The sequence below is a fragment of the Pseudomonas sp. ITEM 17296 genome (assembly GCF_028895205.1).
Lineage (GTDB): Bacteria > Pseudomonadota > Gammaproteobacteria > Pseudomonadales > Pseudomonadaceae > Aquipseudomonas > Aquipseudomonas kermanshahensis.
On record NZ_WJRS01000012.1, the window covers coordinates 82,193 to 101,205 of the forward strand.

Genomic DNA, 19,013 nt, shown 5'->3' on the forward strand with positions numbered 1-19,013 from the left:
GCAAGCCCGCTCCCACAGGGACGGAGCAACCTTCCGAATCCTGTGACCGAGCCTGATTCCATGATGAACACCGCATTCCGCAAGCACCTGCCAGGCACCGACCTGGACTACTTCGATGCCCGCGCGGCAGTCGAGGCTATCAAGCCCGGCGCCTACGACGGGTTGCCCTACACCTCGCGCGTGCTCGCCGAAAACCTGGTGCGCCGCTGCGACCCCGCCACCCTCGACGCCTCGCTCAGCCAACTGATCGAGCGCAAGCGCGACCTCGACTTCCCGTGGTTCCCGGCGCGCGTGGTGTGCCACGATATCCTCGGCCAAACCGCTCTGGTCGACCTGGCCGGCCTGCGTGACGCCATTGCCGACAAGGGCGGCGACCCGGCCCAGGTCAACCCGGTGGTGCCGGTGCAGTTGATCGTCGACCACTCCCTGGCGGTCGAGTGCGGTGGTTTCGACCCGCAGGCGTTCGAGAAAAACCGTGCCATCGAAGACCGCCGTAACGAAGACCGTTTCCACTTCATCAACTGGACCAAGAAGGCGTTCAAGAACGTCGACGTGATCCAGCCGGGCAACGGCATCATGCACCAGATCAACCTGGAGAAGATGTCACCGGTGATCCACAGCGACCGCGGCGTGGCCTACCCGGATACCTGCGTTGGCACCGACAGCCACACCCCGCATGTCGACGCCCTGGGCGTGATCGCCATTGGTGTCGGCGGGCTGGAAGCCGAGAACGTGATGCTCGGCCGCGCCTCGTGGATGCGCCTGCCGGAAATCGTCGGCGTCGAGCTGACCGGCAAGCTGGCACCGAACATCACCGCCACCGACCTGGTGCTGGCCCTGACCGAGTTCCTGCGTAAACAGAAAGTCGTCGGCGCCTACCTCGAGTTCCACGGCGAGGGTGCCCATGCCCTGACCCTGGGCGACCGCGCGACCATCTCCAACATGGCCCCTGAATACGGCGCCACTGCAGCGATGTTCGCCATCGATCAGCAGACCATCGACTACCTCAAGCTGACCGGTCGCGAAGAGCAGCAGGTCAAGCTGGTGGAAACCTACGCCAAGGCCACCGGCCTGTGGGCCGACAGCCTGGCCGGCGCCGTCTACGAGCGTACCCTGAGCTTCGACCTGTCGAGCGTGGTGCGCAACATGGCCGGCCCGTCCAACCCGCATGCCCGCGTGGCCACCAGCGACCTGGCGGCCAAGGGCATCGCCGGGGCCTGGGAAGATGTGCCGGGGCAAATGCCGGACGGCGCGGTCATCATCGCCGCCATCACCAGTTGCACCAACACCAGCAACCCGCGCAACGTGATCGCAGCGGGCCTTTTGGCACGCAATGCCAACAAACTGGGCCTGGCGCGCAAACCCTGGGTCAAATCCTCGCTGGCGCCAGGCTCCAAGGCTGTGCAGCTGTACCTGGAAGAAGCAGGGCTTGAGAAAGAGCTGGAGCACCTGGGCTTTGGCATCGTCGCTTTCGCCTGCACCACCTGCAACGGCATGTCCGGTGCGTTGGACCCGGTGATCCAGCAAGAGATCGTCGAGCGTGACCTGTATGCCACTGCGGTGTTGTCGGGTAACCGCAACTTCGACGGGCGCATCCACCCTTACGCCAAGCAGGCGTTCCTGGCCTCGCCGCCGCTGGTGGTGGCCTACGCCATCGCCGGAACCATCCGGTTCGACATCGAGAAAGACGTGCTGGGCGTGGTCGACGGCAAGGAAATCCGCCTCAAGGATATCTGGCCGAGCGATGAAGAAATCGACGCCGTGGTGCGTGCCTCGGTCAAGCCGGAGCAGTTCCGCAAGGTCTACATTCCGATGTTCGCCATTGAGGAAGACCGTGGGCCGAAGGTGGCGCCGCTGTACGCGTGGCGCCCGATGAGCACCTATATCCGCCGTCCGCCGTACTGGGAAGGTGCCCTGGCCGGTGAGCGCACCCTGCGTGGCATGCGCCCGCTGGCGGTGCTGCCGGACAACATCACCACCGATCACCTGTCACCGTCCAACGCCATCATGATGGACAGCGCGGCGGGTGAATACCTGGCGAAGATGGGCCTGCCGGAAGAAGACTTCAACTCCTACGCCACCCACCGTGGCGACCACCTGACCGCCCAGCGCGCCACCTTCGCCAACCCCAAGCTGTTCAACGAAATGGTGCGCCAGGATGACGGCAGCGTGAAGCAGGGCTCGTTGGCGCGCATCGAGCCGGAAGGCAAGGTGACCCGCATGTGGGAAGCGATCGAGACCTACATGGAACGCAAGCAGCCGCTGATCATCGTCGCCGGTGCCGACTACGGCCAGGGCTCGTCCCGTGACTGGGCGGCCAAGGGGGTGCGCCTGGCGGGTGTCGAGGCGATCGTGGCCGAAGGCTTTGAACGCATTCACCGCACCAACCTGGTGGGCATGGGCGTGCTGCCGCTGGAGTTCAAGCCGGGTACGGACCGCAACACCCTGGGTCTGGATGGCAGTGAGACCTATGATGTGCTCGGTGAGCGCAAGCCGCGTGCAACGCTGACGCTGGTGGTTACCCGTCGCAATGGCGAGCGGGTCGAGGTGCCGGTGACCTGCCGCCTGGATACCGCCGAGGAAGTGTCGATCTACGAGGCGGGCGGGGTGCTGCAGCGCTTTGCCCAAGACTTCCTCGAAGCGACCGCGTAGTGGCATGGGGCTGCTTTGCAGCCCATTCGCGGGGCAAGCCCGCTCCCACAGGGTAGGTGTGGCGCTGCCGGTTTGCACTGTACCTGTGGGAGCGGGCTAGCCCCGCGAATGGGTCGCGTAGCGGCCCTAGGGTTATTGCATATTCAAACAGGACACTTAAGCAATGGCACACGCACCACAAATCAAGATCCCCGCCACCTACATCCGTGGCGGTACCAGCAAAGGCGTATTCTTCCGCATGGACGACCTCCCCGAGCCGGCGCAGATCCCAGGCCCAGCCCGCGATGCGCTGCTGTTGCGGGTGATCGGCAGCCCCGACCCCTACGGCAAGCAGATCGATGGCATGGGCGGCGCGACCTCGAGCACCAGTAAAACGGTGATCCTCTCGCGCAGCATCAAGCCCGAACACGACGTCGACTATCTGTTTGGCCAGGTCAGCATCGACAAGGCCTTCGTCGACTGGAGCGGTAACTGCGGCAACCTGTCTGCCGCGGTCGGTTCCTTCGCCATCAGCAGCGGCCTGGTCGACCCGGCGCGGGTGCCGCGTAACGGCATCGCCACCGTACGTATCTGGCAAGCCAACATCGGCAAGACCATCATCGCCCACGTACCGATCACCGAAGGTGAAGTGCAGGAAACCGGTGATTTCGAACTCGACGGCGTGACCTTCCCGGCGGCCGAGGTTCAGCTGGAATTCCTGGACCCAGCTGCCGACGAAGAGGGCGCAGGTGGGTCGATGTTCCCTACCGGCAACCTGGTAGATGACCTGGAAGTGCCAGGGGTTGGCACGTTCAGGGCAACCCTGATCAATGCGGGTATCCCGACCATCTTCGTCAATGCCAGCGATATCGGCTACACCGGCGCCGAGCTGCAGGACGCGATCAACGGTGACCCGCAAGCGCTGCTGCGTTTCGAGACGATCCGTGCCTACGGCGCCGTGCGCATGGGCCTGATCGAGCATGTCGACCAGGCGGCCGGGCGTCAGCACACGCCGAAAGTGGCCTTCGTCGCGCCACCGAGCACCTACACTGCGTCCAGTGGCAAGGTGGTAGCGGCGGCTGACATCGACCTGCTGGTGCGTGCGTTGTCCATGGGCAAGCTGCACCACGCGATGATGGGCACTGCCGCGGTCGCCATCGGTACCGCTGCCGCCATCCCAGGCACGCTGGTCAACCTCGCCGCCGGCGGGCGCGAGCGCAGTGCCGTACGGTTCGGTCACCCTTCCGGTACCCTGCGGGTTGGCGCCGAAGCGCGTCAGGTGAAGGGCGAATGGACGGTGACCAAGGCAATCATGAGCCGCAGTGCTCGCGTGCTGATGGAAGGCTGGGTGAGGGTGCCTGGCGATAGCTTCTGACGCACCACTGGCGCTCGGCGTTCGATGACTGGGGCCGCTTCGCGGCCCATCGCCGGCAAGCCGGCTCCCACACCGAACCTGTGGGAGTTGGCTTGCCGGCGATGGGCTGCCAGGCAGCCCCACAATCACAGGAGCTGCAAATGAGCGCCAACGTGGACCTTAACCAGCGCCCGGACTACGACCGGGTGCTGCAAACCCTCGCCGACTACGTCCTCACCTACCGGGTCGAATCCCCAGAGGCGCTGGACACCGCGCGCAACTGCCTGATGGACACCCTGGGCTGCGGCCTGCTGGCCCTGCGCTTCCCCGAGTGCACCAAACACCTCGGCCCGTTGGTGGAAGGCACGGTGGTGCCGAATGGCGCCCGCGTGCCCGGCACCGCCTACCGCCTCGATCCGGTCAAAGCCGCCTGGGACATCGGCTGCATCGTGCGCTGGCTGGACTACAACGACACCTGGCTGGCCGCCGAGTGGGCGCACCCTTCAGACAACCTCGGCGGCATTCTGGCCGTGGCCGATCACCTGTCGCAAAAACACGTAGCAAAGGGTGAACGCCCACTGCTGATGCGCGAAGTGCTCGAAGCCATGGTCATGGCGCACGAGATCCAAGGCGTGTTGGCGCTGGAGAATTCGTTCAATCGCGTGGGCCTGGACCACGTGATCCTGGTCAAGGTGGCCTCCACGGCCGTGTGCGCCAAGCTGATGGGGGCCAGCCGCGAGCAACTGCTGTCGGCGTTGTCGCATGCCTTTGCCGATGGCCAGGCGCTGCGCACCTACCGCCATGCACCCAACGCAGGCTCGCGCAAGTCCTGGGCTGCTGGCGATGCGTCCAGCCGAGGTGTGCGCCTGGCCGATATCGCGCTGCGTGGCGAGATGGGTGTGCCTGGCGTGCTCACGGCGCCGCAATGGGGCTTCTATGATGTGTCATTCAGTCATACCAACAAGGACCTGGCGCTCAAACCCTCTGCCCAGCAGGAGTTGCGCCTGCCGCAGCCCTTGGCCAGCTATGTGATGGAGAACGTGCTGTTCAAAGTCAGTTTCCCGGCCGAGTTCCACGCCCAGACGGCCTGTGAAGCCGCCGTGCTGCTGCACCCGCAGGTGCGCAATCGCCTGCATGAAGTGGACCGTATTGTCATTACCACGCAGGAGTCGGCAATTCGCATCATTTCCAAGGTCGGCCCACTGGCCAATGCCGCTGACCGTGATCACTGCCTGCAGTACATGGTGGCGGTGCCGCTGATTTTTGGCCATCTGGTGGCCGAGCATTACGAGGATGTCTTCCACGCTGCCCACCCGAGTATCGACCGCTTGCGCGACAAGATGGAGGTGGTCGAGGACCCTCGCTTCACCCGTGAATACCTGGAGGCTGACAAGCGCTCGATCGCCAACGGCTTGCAGGTGTTTTTCAAGGATGGCAGCAGCACCGAGCAGGTGGTGGTGGAGTACCCGGTCGGTCACAGGCGTCGGCGCGGGGAGGGCATACCCTTGCTGGAGGCGAAGTTCAGGGAGAACCTGGCGACGCGGTTTGCGCGGCAACGGTGTGAGGCGATTTTCGAGCTGTGCGAGGATCAGCAAAAGCTGGAGGCGACGGCGGTGCACAGGTTTGTGGATCTGTTCGTGATGTGAGGTTGCCAGTGCGCTCCTCTTCGCGGGGCAAGCCCGCTCCCACAGGGGCCGAGCAAGCCTTGACTGCCCCCAGAAAGTTGGATGGGTGTCCAACTTCTTGGGGACAGTCCAAACCCGTGGGAGCGGGCTTGCCCCGCGAAGAGGCCCGAGAGGGCAATAAAAAACCCCGGCATTTCTGCCGGGGTTTTTTCTTACAGCTTACTGCTGATTACGCCTGAACAACCGGGATCTTGGCGTTGGCCGCAGCCTCGCGGAACTCGGCGATCTGGTCGAAGCTCAGGTAGCGGTAGACGTCGGCAGCCATGCTGTCGATGTCCTGCGCGTACTGCATGTACTCTTCGACAGTCGGCAGTTTGCCGATGATCGAAGCGACAGCAGCCAGCTCGGCCGATGCCAGGTACACGTTGGTGGCGTCGCCCAGACGGTTCGGGAAGTTACGGGTCGAGGTGGAGACCACGGTCGAACCGGTCTGCACACGTGCCTGGTTACCCATGCACAGCGAGCAGCCTGGCATTTCCATGCGCGCACCGGCCTTGCCGTAGATGCCGTAGTAGCCTTCTTCGGTCAGCTGGTGAGCGTCCATCTTGGTTGGCGGAGCCAGCCACAGACGGGTCGGAATGCCACCCTTGACCTTCTCCAGCAGCTTGCCGGCAGCGCGGAAGTGACCGATGTTGGTCATGCACGAACCGATGAACACTTCGTCGATCTTCTCGCCCTGTACCGAAGACAGCAGGCGGGCATCGTCCGGGTCGTTCGGCGCGCAGAGCACAGGCTCTTTGACGTCGGCCAGGTCGATTTCGATGATTTCGGCGTATTCGGCATCGGCGTCGGCCGACAGCAGCTCAGGCTTGGCCAGCCAGGCTTCCATGGCCTGGGCGCGACGCTCCAGGGTGCGGGCATCGCCGTAGCCTTCGCCGATCATCCAGCGCAGCAGGGTGATGTTGGAAGTCAGGTACTCGGCGATGGCCTTTTCTGGCAGCTTGATGGTGCAACCGGCAGCCGAACGTTCAGCCGAGGCGTCGGACAGTTCGAACGCTTGCTCGACGGTCAGTTCGTCCAGGCCTTCGATTTCCAGGATGCGGCCGGAGAAGGCGTTTTTCTTGCCCTTCTTCTCGACGGTCAGCAGGCCCTTCTGGATGGCGTAGTAAGGGATGGCGTGAACCAGGTCACGCAGGGTGATGCCAGGTTGCAGCTTGCCCTTGAAACGCACCAGGATCGACTCTGGCATGTCCAGCGGCATGACGCCGGTGGCGGCAGCGAAGGCCACCAGGCCGGAACCGGCCGGGAACGAGATGCCGATCGGGAAGCGGGTGTGCGAGTCGCCACCGGTGCCGACGGTGTCAGGCATCAGCATGCGGTTCAGCCAGCTGTGGATGATGCCGTCGCCTGGGCGCAGCGACACGCCGCCACGGGTGCGGATGAAGTCTGGCAGGGTGTGGTGGGTGGTGACGTCGATCGGCTTCGGATAGGCCGCAGTGTGGCAGAACGACTGCATGACCAGGTCAGCGGAGAAGCCCAGGCACGCCAGGTCTTTCAGCTCGTCGCGGGTCATCGGGCCAGTGGTGTCCTGGGAACCGACGGTGGTCATCTTCGGCTCGCAGTAGGCACCTGGGCGCACGCCCTGGCCTTCTGGCAGGCCGCACGCACGGCCGACCATCTTCTGTGCCAGGGTGAAGCCCTTGGTCGAAGCGGCAGGCTGCTCCGGTTTCTTGAACAGGTCGACAGGGCCCAGGCCCAGCTCGGCGCGGGCTTTATCGGTCAGGCCACGGCCAACGATCAGCGGGATACGACCACCTGCGCGGACTTCGTCCAGCAGCACTTCGGTTTTCAGCTCGAAGTTGGTGACCAGTTCGTCGCTGCCGTGACGGCGCACTTCACCTTTGAACGGGTAGACGTCGATGACGTCGCCCATGGCCAGGTTGGTGCAGTCGAACTCGATTGGCAGGGCGCCGGCGTCTTCCATGGTGTTGTAGAAGATCGGGGCGATCTTGGTGCCGAAGCAGAAGCCACCGGCGCGCTTGTTCGGCACGTACGGAATGTCGTCACCGAAGAACCACAGCACCGAGTTGGTGGCGGATTTACGCGACGAACCGGTACCGACCACGTCACCCACGTAGGCAACTGGGAAGCCTTTGGCCTTGACCGCTTCGATCTGGGCCAGAGGGCCGACCGAACCTGGCTGCTGTGGCTCGATGCCGTCACGGGCCATTTTCAGCATGGCCAGGGCGTGCAGCGGGATGTCAGGGCGCGACCAGGCGTCCGGGGCAGGGGACAGGTCGTCGGTGTTGGTTTCGCCAGGCACCTTGAACACGGTCAGGGTGTACTTGTCGGCGATGGCCGGACGCGAGGTGAACCACTCGCCGGCAGCCCAGGACTCGAGCACGGCCTTGGCGTGGACGTTGCCCGCCTTGGCTTTTTCGGCTACGTCGTGGAAGGCATCGAACATCAGCAGGGTGTGCTTGAGCTTTTCGGCCGCGACGGCGCCCAGTTCGGCGTCATCCAGCAGCGCGACCAGCGTTTCGATGTTGTAGCCGCCCTGCATGGTGCCCAGCAGCTCAGTGGCGAGCTTGCGGTCGATCAGCGGGGATTTGGTTTCGCCCTTGGCCACGGCGGACAGGAAGGCAGCCTTGACATAGGCAGCTTCGTCGACCCCTGGCGGTACACGGTTGGTGATCAGGTCTACGAGGAAGGCTTCTTCGCCGGCCGGCGGGTTTTTCAGCAGCTCGACCAGGCCTGCAGTTTGTTCGGCGTTCAGCGGCTGGGGCACGATACCCAGGGCGGCACGCTCTTCGATGTGTTTGCGGTAGGCTTCAAGCACAGTTATTACCCTCATCAGTGGTCCCTAAAGGGAGTCCGGGACGCTCATCCAGCATTCCCTGCACCCATGCGCAATGACGGCTTCTTGGGCCGCCCAGCCAGGGTCGCAGAGAATCCTTACAGAAGCTGCTTTCAAAGTTTTACGCCTGCAGAACGGGGAGCTGATGAGGGCTGGCACGGGCATGCGAGGGTGCATGGCCCGGGCCAACGCCGTTCTACCGGATTAACTGTGCTCGTGACGCTTTGAAAACAGCTTCCAACGGACATTGTTGCCTTGAAAAGGCCGGATGATTCTACGGCAAAAAAAGCCTGAAGGTAAGGCGGCGAAGATGACTTTAACGAGTGACCCTGGTTAGACAAAGGGCTAACATGGGCCCGTGTTCCACCGCCAAGCCGTTGTTTTTCATGTCCAACAAGTCCATCAAGACCCCTTGCGTCGGCCTGTGCTCCACGGTGTACGGAGACACGGTATGCCGTGGCTGCAAGCGTTTTCACCACGAAGTGATCAACTGGAACGGCTACGACGACGCGCAGAAGCGCGCCGTGTGGCTGCGTCTGGAGCAGTTGCTGGTGCAGGTGATGATGGCCAAGCTGGAAGTCTTCGACAAAAGCCTGCTGCGCCTGCAGCTGGAGCAGCGCTCCATCCGCTTTGTGGACCAACAGTCGGAATATTGCTGGGCCTACCAGTTGATCGCCCGTGGGGCCCGGATGATCCGTGATCTGGAGGCTTACGGCATGGTATTGCTGCCGGAGTTTCGAGGCTGGGAACTGCCGCAGTTGCGCGACGCCATCGACCGCGAGTTCTTTCTGCTGTCCGAGGCGCATTACCAGCGCTATATCGCCCCGAGCTTCTTGCGCGATGCCCTGGAGAATGGGCAGGGCTGAAATTTCACTGGCCTCTTCGCGGGGCAAGCCCGCTCCCACAAGTGCCCCACACTATTCAGAATTTGCGGGGCACGTGTGGGAGCGGGCTTGCCCCGCGAAGAGGCCGGAAAACTTCTCGGCTCAGTCGCCGGTATATTCGCACCCGCTGGTGCAGGTCTCGTGAATGCGCACCTTCGACAGCTCTGGCAGCAACGGCTTGACCTGCTCCCAGATCCACTTGGCGATCACTTCGCTGGTGGGGTTTTCAAGGCCTGGAATGTCATTCAGGTAGTTGTGGTCCAGCTGTTCGTAGATCGGCTTGAAGATCGCCTTGATCTCGGAAAAATCACGAATCCACCCTGTGTGCGGGTCAAGCGGGCCGGTCAGGTGCAGGCCGACCTTGAACGAGTGACCGTGCAGGCGACCACACTTGTGCCCGGCAGGGACGTGCGGCAGGCGGTGGGCCGATTCGAATGTAAATTCCTTAAAGATTTCCACGCTGTCAGAACTCTGTATGAATCAAGAATGCGCGCAGTTTATCATGGCGCCAGCTGTTTTCAGGTTGAATTAAGGACCGCTGGGTAATCTTAACCCCGTAGACAACTTGAACATCTCTCAGGAGAGAAGACACGATGAAAACCTTGACTGCCCTGTTCACCGCCGCCGCCCTTGCCCTGGGCGCCAATGCCGCTTTCGCCAAGGACGTTCAGCCTGACGAAGTGGTCAAACTGGTCAACGCCAAGACCATCAAGTCGCTGGATGAGCTGAAAGCCACCGCCATGGCCAAGCACCCAGGCGCCACGGTCAAAGACTCGGAACTTGAAGACGAATACGGCCGCTACATCTACAAGGTCGAGCTGCGCGACGCACAGAACGTCGAGTGGGACGTCGACCTGGATGCCAAGACCGGTGAAGTACTCAAGGACGCACGAGACAACTGATGATCCACTTACCGCGGCCAGCGCGATACCTCGCGCTTTCGCTGCTGGCTGTCTGCTCCCTGGCGGCTGCCCGTGACCTGGATCAGGACGAGGCCCTGGCGTTGCGTCAGAAGGGCGTCATCCTGCCGCTCGAGCAACTGCTGGAAACCGCCCTGGGGCGTCACCCCGGGGCGCGTTTGTTGGAGGCCGAGCTGGAAGAAGACGACGATCGCTACGAATACGAAGTCGAGTTGCTGACTGCCGAAGGTGTGGTCCGCGAAATCAAGCTAGACGCCAGTACCGGTGCCCTGCTCAAAGACGAGGAAGACGACTGAATGCGCCTGTTGCTTGTCGAGGACAATGTCCCGCTGGCCGATGAACTGATCGCCGGCCTGCAGCGCCAGGGCTACGCCGTGGACTGGCTGGCCGATGGCCGCGATGCGGTGTACCAGGGCCAGAGCGAACCCTACGACCTGATTATCCTGGACCTCGGCTTGCCAGGCTTGCCGGGGCTCGACGTGCTCGCCCAGTGGCGTGCCGCTGGCCTGGCCACGCCAGTGCTGGTGCTGACCGCCCGCGGCTCCTGGGCCGAGCGCATCGAAGGCCTCAAGGCCGGTGCCGACGACTACCTGAGCAAACCCTTCCACCCCGAAGAGTTGCAGTTGCGCATCCAGGCGTTACTGCGCCGTGCGCGTGGCCTGGCCAACCAGCCCACCTTGGAAGCCGCCGGCCTGCACCTGGATGAAAGCCGGCAGTGCGTGAGCCGTGACGGTGTCGATATCCAGCTGACCGCTGCCGAGTTTCGGCTGCTGCGTTATTTCATGCTGCACCCGCAGCAGATCCTGTCCAAGAGCCACCTGGCCGAGCACCTTTACGACGGCGAGACGGAGCGCGATTCCAATGTCCTTGAAGTGCACGTCAACCACCTGCGCCGCAAGTTGGGCCGCAGTGTGATCGAGACGCGCCGCGGGCAAGGCTATATCTACGCCGGGAGCGTCGCGTGAAGTCGATTCAGGCGCGGCTGAGCCTGGGTCTGGTGGCCGTGCTGGTGGTGGTGGGTGTGGTGCTGGCGCAACTCACCCTGTGGCTGTTCGAGGCGGGCCTGCAGCGCTACCTGGAAAACGGCTTGCGCAAGGAAAGCGAGAACCTGCTGGTGGCCCTGGTGCGGGGGCCTGCAGGTTTGCAGTTGGATGAGCGGCGCATTTCTGCGGCCTATCAGCGGCCGTTTTCCGGGTATTACTTTCGCATCGATTTTGACCAAGGCACCTGGCGCTCGCGTTCGCTGTGGGACCTGGACATGCCCAAGCCCGCCGCTCCTGGGCTTTCCGATAGCCACGAGCTGGGCCCAGAGGGGCAGCAATTGCTGGCGCTGCGTGCTGACTATCGCCGCCTAGGCCAGGACATCTCGATCAGCGTGGCGCAGGATTACTCACCGGTGCGTGAAGGCTTCCGGCGCATGCAGCAGATCGGCCTGGGCATGGGGCTGGTGGCGTTGATACTGGTGCTGGTGCTCCAGCGCGTCACGGTTAAGCGCTCATTGCGCCCGCTGGAGCGTGCCCGCCAGCAGATCGCCCAGTTGCAGCAAGGGCAGCGCTCGCAACTGGATGCCGAAGTGCCTGTGGAGCTGGCGCCGCTGGTGGGGCAGATCAACCACTTGCTGAGCCACACCGAAGACAGCTTGCGGCGCTCGCGCAATGCACTGGGCAACCTTGGCCATGCGCTGAAGACGCCGTTGGCGGTCTTGCTGAGCCTGGCGTCCAGCGCGCGTTTGGAGGGCCTGCCGGACGTGCGCGAGCAAATGCGCGCGCAGCTTGAGCACATTCAGCAGCGCCTGGCCCGCGAACTCAACCGCGCTCGCCTGGCGGGCGACGCCTTGCCCGGTGCCCAGTTCGACTGCGATGCCGAATTGCCGGGGCTGTTGGGCACCTTGGGCATGATCCACGGCGAAGGCCTGTTGCTTGAGCGGGACGTACCGCCGGGTCTGCTGTTGCCGTGGGACCGCGAGGACGTTCTGGAGTTGTTGGGCAACCTGCTGGACAACGCTTGCAAATGGGCAGACTGCGAAGTACGCCTGGGCATTGCACCGAGCGACGGCGGTTACCGGCTGTGGGTCGACGATGATGGCCCAGGTATTCCAGAAAGCCAGCGCCTGCAGGTGCTGGAGCGGGGCTCGCGGCTGGATGAGCAGGTCGATGGGCATGGCCTTGGGCTGGGCATCGTGCGCGATATCGTCGAGGCCTGGGGCGGGCAACTGGCGTTGCTTCAGAGCCCGTTGGGCGGGTTGCGGGTCAGCATCGACTTGCCGCGCAGGGCTAGATAATGCCGGGGCCGCTTCGCGCCCCTTTCGCGACGCAAGGCCGCGCCCACAGAACTGTCGCAGCGGGCCTGTGAGCAGATCACCACTGCAAAAAAATTGCAGTACAGGCGCATTTTTTTGAATTGGCCCTTGCCAATCCCACCCGGCACAATCCCCGCACGAAACTTCCCAGTTTCCATCTCTCCACGGACGGAGCCCCTTGCGCTATTGCTCTGGCAATACAGGGCCCAGGCCAGCGCGGCTGGGCTTTCTTTTTAACCAGAAAAACTACGATTTCGATTATTCACATGCCTGCTTCGCGTTCCGAAAGTCGTCTGCAGCGGCTGTTGCCCGCACCCCTGAATATCCCCCCCAAAGAATGGCTGCGCGCTGGTATCGGCGCCTTGCTTGGCCTGTTCCTGGCCGGCTGGCTGACCAGCATGGCCTATGGCCCTGGCATCGCTTTGCACCTTCTGGGCCCTTTGGCCGCCTCGGCAGTGTTGGTATTTGCCGTGCATTCCGGGCCTTTGGCCCAGCCCTGGCCCGTGCTGGGCAGTTACGCCCTGGCGGGCGCCGTCGGCCTGGCCATGCGCCAGGGTTTCGGGCCCGAGCTTTGGGTGGCGGCTGCTGCCCTGGCACTCTCGGTACTGGTGATGTGCCTGTTGCGCTGCCTGCACCCGCCGGGCGGCGGTGTGGCGGTCAGTGCGGTGCTGGCCGACCCCGGCCTGGCCGGCTTGGGGGATCACCTGCTGGAGCCGGTGCTGCTCAATGCGCTGATTTTGGTGGCAGTGGCGGTGGTCTACAACCGCCTGACTGGCGTGCGTTACCCCAAAGGCACGGCCCCACGCAAAGAGCTGCATCACACCCACGACCCGCTGCCCAGCGAGCGTGTCGGGGTCAGCGGCGCCGACCTGGACCAGGCCCTTGAAGAGCTGGGCGAGTTCGTCGACGTCACCCGGGACGAACTGGAGCGCATCATCCTCGCCACTGAACAGCATGCCTTGCAGCGCAGCCTGGGCGGTATCACTGCAGCCTCCGTGATGTCGCGCGATGTGCAGTTCGCGTCACCGGACACCACCCTGGAGCAGGCGTGGAAGCTGCTGGCCAGCCACCACCTGAAAACCCTGCCGGTGCTGCAGCACGGCAAGCTGGTCGGCATCGTCAGCTTAAGTGACCTGGTAGGGCCGGCCATGCAACGCGGGCGGTTCCGCTGGCGTGGCCTGTTCGGGCGCAAGGCAGTGCGCATGGAGCAGGTGATGAGCCGGCGGGTGGTCAGCGTCAGCAGCCAGCACCCGCTGGAACGCCTGCTGCCTTTGCTGTGCGAGCAAGGGCTGCACTGCCTGCCGGTGCTCGACAATGGCCAGCTGGTCGGGGTGGTTACCCAGACTGACCTGATCGCCGGCCTCAAGCGGCAATTGCTGAGCGCCGCCGGCAGTGCCTCAGATAACCGGGTCCCAGCGCTGTGACCAATCGCTGGCGCCGGCAGCCACCAGCTGGCGGAGTATCGCGAAGGCCTGTTGCAGCGCTTCGCTGTCGCGCTTGCGCGGGTACACCAGATACGTCGGGTAGGTGAACTCTGGCGCCTGCGGCACGCGCTCGAACACGCCGCTGTCCAGGTAAGCCTGCACCACGCGGGTACGGAAGTAGCCACTGCCGCCCTGGTCTAGGATGAACTGCAGGGCCAGCGGCCCGAGGTTGAAACTCAGTGCCGGGCGCGCGCAGTCGGGCAGGGCGGCATCGTGCTGGCGGCGGAACGCCTCGCCCCAGTCGATGTAAATGTACGGGTCAGGCTGATCGACCCGGCGCACGCGGATCAGCTTCTCTTCCATCAATTGCTCGACTTGCAGGCCTGGCCCGTAAGTCGGCTGATAGACCAGCGCGGCGTCCAGCAGGCCCATTTCGACCTTGCGCAGCAGCGATTCGCCGTCGCTCACTTCGCTGCGGATGGCATGGCTGGGCAGTTCGCGGTGCAGCGCACTGACCCAATCGAGCATCATCGGGTTACCCAGGCTCACTTCGCCGCCCACATGCAGCACTTGCTGGCAACCTTCGGGCAGCGGCAGGTCACGGCGCGCCGCCTCCCAGGTCTGCACCAGCTGGTTGGCATAGCTGACGAAGGCCTCACCATCGCTGGTCAGGCTGGCGCCGTTGCGGCTGCGCACGAACAACTGGCAGCCCAGTTGCTGCTCAAGGCGCTGAACCCGCGCCGTGATCGCCGTTTGTGACACGAACAGGCGTTCGGCGGCGGCGACCAGGCTGCCGCAGCGCACGATTTCCAGAAAGGTACGGGCCTGATCGATGTCCATGGGCTGCTCGGTGGCTAAAAGGGGCGGCCTATTCTAGAGGCTTTGCACCGTTATGGGGCGTATTCGTGTTGTCTGCAAATTTGCAGGTCGGTTGTGACTTTAGTCCCATGGCGCGCCCGGCGTGGCGGTCCATACTCAAGTTTCGCCCTTCAATAACAACAAGTACCGGGTTCCCTTCGACATGAGCTATCAGCACAGCTACGCCCACTCCATCGCCGACCCTGCCGCTTTCTGGGCCGAGCAAGCCGCGCACCTGGCCTGGCACCGCAAGCCTTCCCTGACCCTGCAGGAAAACCCAGACCGCACCCACCGCTGGTTTGCTGACGGCCGCCTGAACAGCTGCCACCTGGCACTCGACCATCAGATCGAACAAGGCCGTGGCGAGCAGTTGGCGCTGATCTACGACTCGCCGGTGACCGGTACTCAGCAGACGTATACCTACCACCAGCTACGCGACGAGGTGGCACGCCTGGCCGGTTTGCTGCGCCAGTTGGGGGTCGGCAAGGGCGATGGGGTGATCATCTACATGCCCATGGTGCCGCAGGCGGCCATGGCCATGCTGGCGTGCGCGCGGATTGGTGCAGTGCATTCGGTGGTATTCGGCGGTTTTGCCGCCAACGAGCTGGCCTTGCGCATCGATGATGCCCGCCCCACGTTGCTGCTGACGGCGTCCTGTGGCCTGGAGTTCGACCGGGTAATCGAATACAAGCCGCTGGTCGATCGTGCCCTGCAGTTGGCCCGTCACCAGCCGCGCAACGTGCTGGTCCTGCAACGCCCCCAGGCCACCGCCCAATTGCAGCCGGGCCGCGACCTGGACTGGCAGCAGGCGTTGGCAACGGCCGAGCCGGTGGCCCCTGTCGAGCTGGACGCCGGTGACCCGCTGTACATCATGTACACCTCCGGCACCACCGGAAAGCCCAAGGGCATCGTGCGTGAAAACGGCGGCAACGCGGTTGCGCTGTGCTATGCCATGCGCCACATCTACGGCATGCAGGCGGGCGATGTGTGGTGGGGTATTTCTGACGTGGGTTGGGTGGTGGGCCATTCGTTGATCGTCTACGGGCCGTTGATGAGCGGCTGCACCACGGTGTTCTACGAAGGCAAGCCGATCCGCACCCCGGACGCCTCCGCCTACTGGCGCGTGGTCGAGCAATACAAGGTCAACGCGTTGTTCTGTGCGCCGACCGCCATGCGCGCCATCCGCAAGGAAGACCCGGACGGTGAGCGGATCAAAGGGCACGACCTGAGCTCGCTGCGCCAGTTGTTCCTGGCGGGGGAAAAACTCGATTCAAGCACCCACGAATGGCTGGAGCGGGTCACTGGCAAACCTGTGCACGACCATTGGTGGCAAACCGAGACCGGCTGGCCGGTCACCGCGCCCTGCGTTGGGCTGGAGGGCAGCGCGGCGCGCGCAGGGTCGAGCAACCGCGCAGTGCCGGGTTACCACGTGCGTGTGCTGGACGATGACGGCCATGTGTTGGGGCCAAACCACCAGGGGTCGATCGTGATCGCGCTGCCGTTGCCGCCCGGCTGCAGCCAGACCCTGTGGGGCGATCACGAGCGCTACCTGCAAGCGTACCTGCGCGCCTACCCGGGCTACTACCACACGGGCGATGGCGGCTACCTGGACGATGACGGCTTCGTCTACATCATGGGGCGCACGGACGACGTGATCAACGTCTCTGGGCATCGCCTGTCCACCGGTGAAATGGAGGACCTGGTGGCGCGTCACCCGGCCGTGGCCGAGTGCGCGGTGATCGGCGTGCATGACGCTATCAAGGGTCAGGTGCCGTTGGCGCTGGTGGTGCTGAAAGATGGCGAGGGCATTGCCGAATCGCAGTTGCTGGTGGACCTGGTCGGCAGTGTGCGCGAAGAAATCGGTGCGCTGGCGTGTTTCAACCGGGTGCGGTTGGTCAAGCGGCTGCCCAAGACCCGGTCGGGGAAAATTTTGCGGGCGGTGCTGCGCAAGATTGCCGATGGGCAGGACTATGTGCCGCCGTCGACCTTGGATGATCCGGCGGTGCTAGGGGAGATCGAGGCGGTGTTGGCAGACCTGCCACGGGCGGGTTGATTCGGTGGTATTGATGGCCCATTCGCGGGGCAAGCCCGCTCCCACAGGAAGCCCCCGGCTTTCAGGTTCGGTGACATGCCGGTGGGAGCGGGCTTGCCCCGCGAATGCGCCAGTTCAGCCAACAAAGTACTCAGGCCCCACCTGATGCAACTGCCCCAAGCGGCTGCGGGTGCGCATCAGGTCGGCAATCGCTCCGCCCAGGCTTTCGTCCAGCGGCCGCCGCCCGATCACTGTCACCTGCTTGTCCTGGTCATACAGCACATCCACCAGGTTGACGAACCGCTGCTGCGCTGCCAGCGAACATTCCGACAGGTCGTCCAGCCCATCGATGACCCACGCATCGTACTGCGCCGCCAGTGCCAGGTAATCGATCACCGCGGTAGGCTGTTCGCACAGGTCGTCGAAGGCGAACATCACCTGCCGGTCGTTACTGGCCAGCACGCGCAGGCTGCGTTTATTGATGTCCAATGTGGCCGGCTGCGCGTCCGGTACTTGCACCGCCTGGCGTTGCTCGGCAGTGCCGGGCCACACATAGTGCCCCTGGGTAAAACGCTGATGCTCGCGGTTGGCCGGCAGGCTGCGAAAGTCGGTGTCGCCACCGACTTCCAGCACCCGCATGCGCCCGTTGATCAGGCGGATCACGGGCAGGAAGCGTTCGTGGTACAGCGGATTGGGCAGCAGGCCTTCAGGTGCGTAGTTCGACGTTACCAACAGGAAAACCCCACGCTCGAACAGCGCGGTGAACAGCCGAGTGAGCAGCATGGCATCGCCGATGTCATGCACATGGAACTCGTCGAAGCACAACACCCGGCACTGGCCAATCAGCTCGTCCAAGGTAGCGCCCAGTGCATCGTCCAGCGCGCGGTGGCGGTGCATGCCCTGGTGCAGGCGGGCAAAAAAATCATGGAAGTGCAGGCGTCGTTTGGCCTCTACCGGCACAGCCTGGAAAAACCCGTCGAGCAGCCAGCTTTTGCCGCGGCCGACCGAGCCGTGCAGGTACAGGCTGCACGGTTGCCCGTGTTCCAGCTGCGCCAGTTGCTCGGCCATGCTGTGGATGACCCGGCGTTGGCCGTCACTGAGCTGGTAGCCACGGCTGCACGCCTTGTCTTCGAACCAGGCCAGCAGTTCGCTTTCAGGGGCAGTGTTGGCGCGCAGGCGCTGGCCGAGCTGACGCAACGGGGTAGGGATCCAGGCAGGCAATTCGATAGCTCCTTGGTCGATGGCGGTGCAGGGCGCAGCTTGCGCGACGGTCGCCATTTTGACCAATAGAGAAAGCAGTGGGCAATGATCGCCTGACGAGATAGGTCGAGCGCCCGCTTAGGCTTTGCGCTCCAGCTGGCGCTCGATCATGTACTTCACCGTCAACCGGCGCTCCTTGAGGTGGCGCAGGTCTTCGTCGACGAAGTTGCCGGCCGAGATCGATTCGGCGGCCAGCACCTGGTTGTCGATGTCCATGTACTCGTCCAGCAGGCGGTCGAGGGCTTTGTCTTGCTGGCGACGTTGCTGGACGATTTCCCGCGGGTAGTGCAGGTCTTGGTAAAGGTCGTGTGAGACAGGCATGGATACCTCCTTGGTCAATGAATGCGCCTATCTGATTGGAAAGGCGAAATGCGATTGTGTTGAAGCCATGCAGGCGGAAAGCGACGGATGGTTGCCAGGATGGGGTATTGGCAGAGGGAAGGGACTAACTTGCTGTTTTAAAGCATTTTTTTTACATCAGGGGGTTCACAGGCCGAAAGAATGTTGTTAAAGTGCCGCGCATTCCAAGACAACAACCCAGTTGTCACTCAGTTGGAATTGTCAGAGCAGCGTTTGCTGCATCTCGATACAGGGGCGTCGCCAAGCGGTAAGGCAGCAGGTTTTGATCCTGCCATGCGTTGGTTCGAATCCAGCCGCCCCTGCCATTTTCTGATTCAACTCAATATTTCTTCCCGGTGCTTAGCCAGATAAGCGCTGGGTTTTGTCGTTTCCGGTTTTTAGTCCTGGCATGCCCGCCAAACTGTAGGAGCAGCCTTGTGCTGCGAAGAGGCCAGTGACCGTCAGGGAATGTCCGCTGCGGCTGCCGGCCTCTTCGCAGCACAAGGCTGCTCCAGGTAGCGTAGATACGG

Annotated in this window: 15 protein-coding genes and 1 tRNA gene; 11 read left to right on the top strand and 5 right to left on the bottom strand. The window is 63.5% G+C overall.

What is annotated here, in order from left to right; translation table 11 throughout:
- The first annotated feature begins 63 nt into the window (after nt 1–63).
- From acnD to prpD, 3 genes are all read left to right on the top strand, one after another.
- Nucleotides 64–2,652 (top strand): Fe/S-dependent 2-methylisocitrate dehydratase AcnD, encoded by a 2,589-nt coding sequence (acnD, locus tag GIB19_RS15280; protein ID WP_274887128.1) that lies wholly within the window; start codon nt 64–66, stop codon nt 2,650–2,652.
- Between the two features lie 163 nt (nt 2,653–2,815).
- On the top strand, nt 2,816–4,006 hold the full coding sequence (prpF, locus tag GIB19_RS15285; protein ID WP_274887081.1) for a 2-methylaconitate cis-trans isomerase PrpF: 1,191 nt from the start codon (nt 2,816–2,818) through the stop codon (nt 4,004–4,006).
- Nucleotides 4,007–4,146: 140 nt separating this feature from the next.
- Nucleotides 4,147–5,631, top strand: coding sequence for a 2-methylcitrate dehydratase (gene prpD, locus GIB19_RS15290; protein ID WP_099429921.1), 1,485 nt, complete (start codon nt 4,147–4,149; stop codon nt 5,629–5,631).
- Nucleotides 5,632–5,839: 208 nt separating this feature from the next.
- On the opposite strand, the gene acnB is transcribed toward prpD, so the two are convergent.
- Nucleotides 5,840–8,449 carry a bifunctional aconitate hydratase 2/2-methylisocitrate dehydratase gene (acnB, locus tag GIB19_RS15295; protein ID WP_099429920.1) on the bottom strand — a complete coding sequence of 870 codons (2,610 nt, stop codon included), beginning with the start codon at nt 8,447–8,449 and terminating at the stop codon, nt 5,840–5,842.
- A 404-nt stretch (nt 8,450–8,853) separates the two neighbouring features.
- Here acnB and GIB19_RS15300 point away from each other — a divergent pair, with 404 nt between their 5' ends.
- Nucleotides 8,854–9,333, top strand: a complete 480-nt coding sequence (locus tag GIB19_RS15300) for a DUF1289 domain-containing protein (protein WP_177323889.1) — start codon at nt 8,854–8,856, stop codon at nt 9,331–9,333.
- A 120-nt stretch (nt 9,334–9,453) separates the two neighbouring features.
- Here GIB19_RS15300 and queD read toward each other — a convergent pair whose 3' ends face one another.
- Nucleotides 9,454–9,810, bottom strand: coding sequence for a 6-carboxytetrahydropterin synthase QueD (gene queD, locus GIB19_RS15305; RefSeq protein WP_033699061.1), 357 nt, complete (start codon nt 9,808–9,810; stop codon nt 9,454–9,456).
- A 134-nt stretch (nt 9,811–9,944) separates the two neighbouring features.
- On the opposite strand from queD, the gene GIB19_RS15310 reads away from it, so the two are divergent.
- From GIB19_RS15310 to GIB19_RS15330, 5 genes are all read left to right on the top strand, one after another.
- Nucleotides 9,945–10,253, top strand: a complete 309-nt coding sequence (locus tag GIB19_RS15310; RefSeq protein WP_274887084.1) for a PepSY domain-containing protein — start codon at nt 9,945–9,947, stop codon at nt 10,251–10,253.
- Complete coding sequence (locus tag GIB19_RS15315) at nt 10,253–10,567, top strand: PepSY domain-containing protein (RefSeq protein WP_027593912.1); 315 nt, start codon at nt 10,253–10,255, stop codon at nt 10,565–10,567. Before GIB19_RS15310 ends, GIB19_RS15315 begins: the two co-directional genes overlap by 1 nt.
- Complete coding sequence (locus tag GIB19_RS15320) at nt 10,568–11,236, top strand: response regulator transcription factor (RefSeq protein ID WP_027593911.1); 669 nt, start codon at nt 10,568–10,570, stop codon at nt 11,234–11,236.
- Entirely contained in the window at nt 11,233–12,552 is a 1,320-nt protein-coding gene (locus GIB19_RS15325; protein ID WP_099429916.1) for an ATP-binding protein, read from the top strand. Before GIB19_RS15320 ends, GIB19_RS15325 begins: the two co-directional genes overlap by 4 nt.
- Nucleotides 12,553–12,836: 284 nt before the next feature.
- Nucleotides 12,837–13,994, top strand: a complete 1,158-nt coding sequence (locus GIB19_RS15330; protein WP_099429915.1) for an HPP family protein — start codon at nt 12,837–12,839, stop codon at nt 13,992–13,994.
- Here GIB19_RS15330 and GIB19_RS15335 read toward each other — a convergent pair.
- Nucleotides 13,968–14,834 (bottom strand): LysR family transcriptional regulator, encoded by an 867-nt coding sequence (locus GIB19_RS15335; RefSeq protein WP_274887087.1) that lies wholly within the window; start codon nt 14,832–14,834, stop codon nt 13,968–13,970. The genes GIB19_RS15330 and GIB19_RS15335 overlap by 27 nt on opposite strands.
- A gap of 181 nt (nt 14,835–15,015) precedes the next feature.
- Between GIB19_RS15335 and GIB19_RS15340 the strand changes: the two genes are divergently transcribed.
- Entirely contained in the window at nt 15,016–16,905 is a 1,890-nt protein-coding gene (locus GIB19_RS15340; protein WP_274887088.1) for a propionyl-CoA synthetase, read from the top strand.
- A 114-nt stretch (nt 16,906–17,019) separates the two neighbouring features.
- Here the strand turns inward: GIB19_RS15340 and zapE are convergent, their stop codons facing one another.
- Nucleotides 17,020–18,105: a cell division protein ZapE gene (gene zapE, locus GIB19_RS15345; RefSeq protein WP_099430940.1), complete on the bottom strand. Its 1,086-nt coding sequence runs from the start codon at nt 18,103–18,105 to the stop codon at nt 17,020–17,022.
- A gap of 117 nt (nt 18,106–18,222) precedes the next feature.
- Complete coding sequence (locus GIB19_RS15350) at nt 18,223–18,465, bottom strand: hypothetical protein (protein WP_027593905.1); 243 nt, start codon at nt 18,463–18,465, stop codon at nt 18,223–18,225.
- Between the two features lie 269 nt (nt 18,466–18,734).
- Here GIB19_RS15350 and GIB19_RS15355 point away from each other — a divergent pair.
- A tRNA-Gln gene (locus GIB19_RS15355) sits at nt 18,735–18,809 on the top strand.
- Nucleotides 18,810–19,013 lie beyond the last annotated feature (204 nt).

What these genes read in the sequence shown, in the direction of transcription:
- GIB19_RS15310 (WP_274887084.1), top strand. Translation starts at nt 9,945, where the DNA reads ATGAAAACCTTGACTGCCCTGTTCACCGCCGCCGCCCTTGCCCTGGGC.
- acnD (WP_274887128.1), top strand. Translation starts at nt 64, where the DNA reads ATGAACACCGCATTCCGCAAGCACCTGCCAGGCACCGACCTGGACTAC.
- GIB19_RS15330 (WP_099429915.1), top strand. Translation starts at nt 12,837, where the DNA reads ATGCCTGCTTCGCGTTCCGAAAGTCGTCTGCAGCGGCTGTTGCCCGCA.
- prpD (WP_099429921.1), top strand. Translation starts at nt 4,147, where the DNA reads ATGAGCGCCAACGTGGACCTTAACCAGCGCCCGGACTACGACCGGGTG.
- GIB19_RS15335 (WP_274887087.1), bottom strand. Translation starts at nt 14,834, where the DNA reads ATGGACATCGATCAGGCCCGTACCTTTCTGGAAATCGTGCGCTGCGGC.
- GIB19_RS15340 (WP_274887088.1), top strand. Translation starts at nt 15,016, where the DNA reads ATGAGCTATCAGCACAGCTACGCCCACTCCATCGCCGACCCTGCCGCT.
- GIB19_RS15315 (WP_027593912.1), top strand. Translation starts at nt 10,253, where the DNA reads ATGATCCACTTACCGCGGCCAGCGCGATACCTCGCGCTTTCGCTGCTG.
- GIB19_RS15350 (WP_027593905.1), bottom strand. Translation starts at nt 18,465, where the DNA reads ATGCCTGTCTCACACGACCTTTACCAAGACCTGCACTACCCGCGGGAA.
- GIB19_RS15300 (WP_177323889.1), top strand. Translation starts at nt 8,854, where the DNA reads ATGTCCAACAAGTCCATCAAGACCCCTTGCGTCGGCCTGTGCTCCACG.
- prpF (WP_274887081.1), top strand. Translation starts at nt 2,816, where the DNA reads ATGGCACACGCACCACAAATCAAGATCCCCGCCACCTACATCCGTGGC.
- GIB19_RS15320 (WP_027593911.1), top strand. Translation starts at nt 10,568, where the DNA reads ATGCGCCTGTTGCTTGTCGAGGACAATGTCCCGCTGGCCGATGAACTG.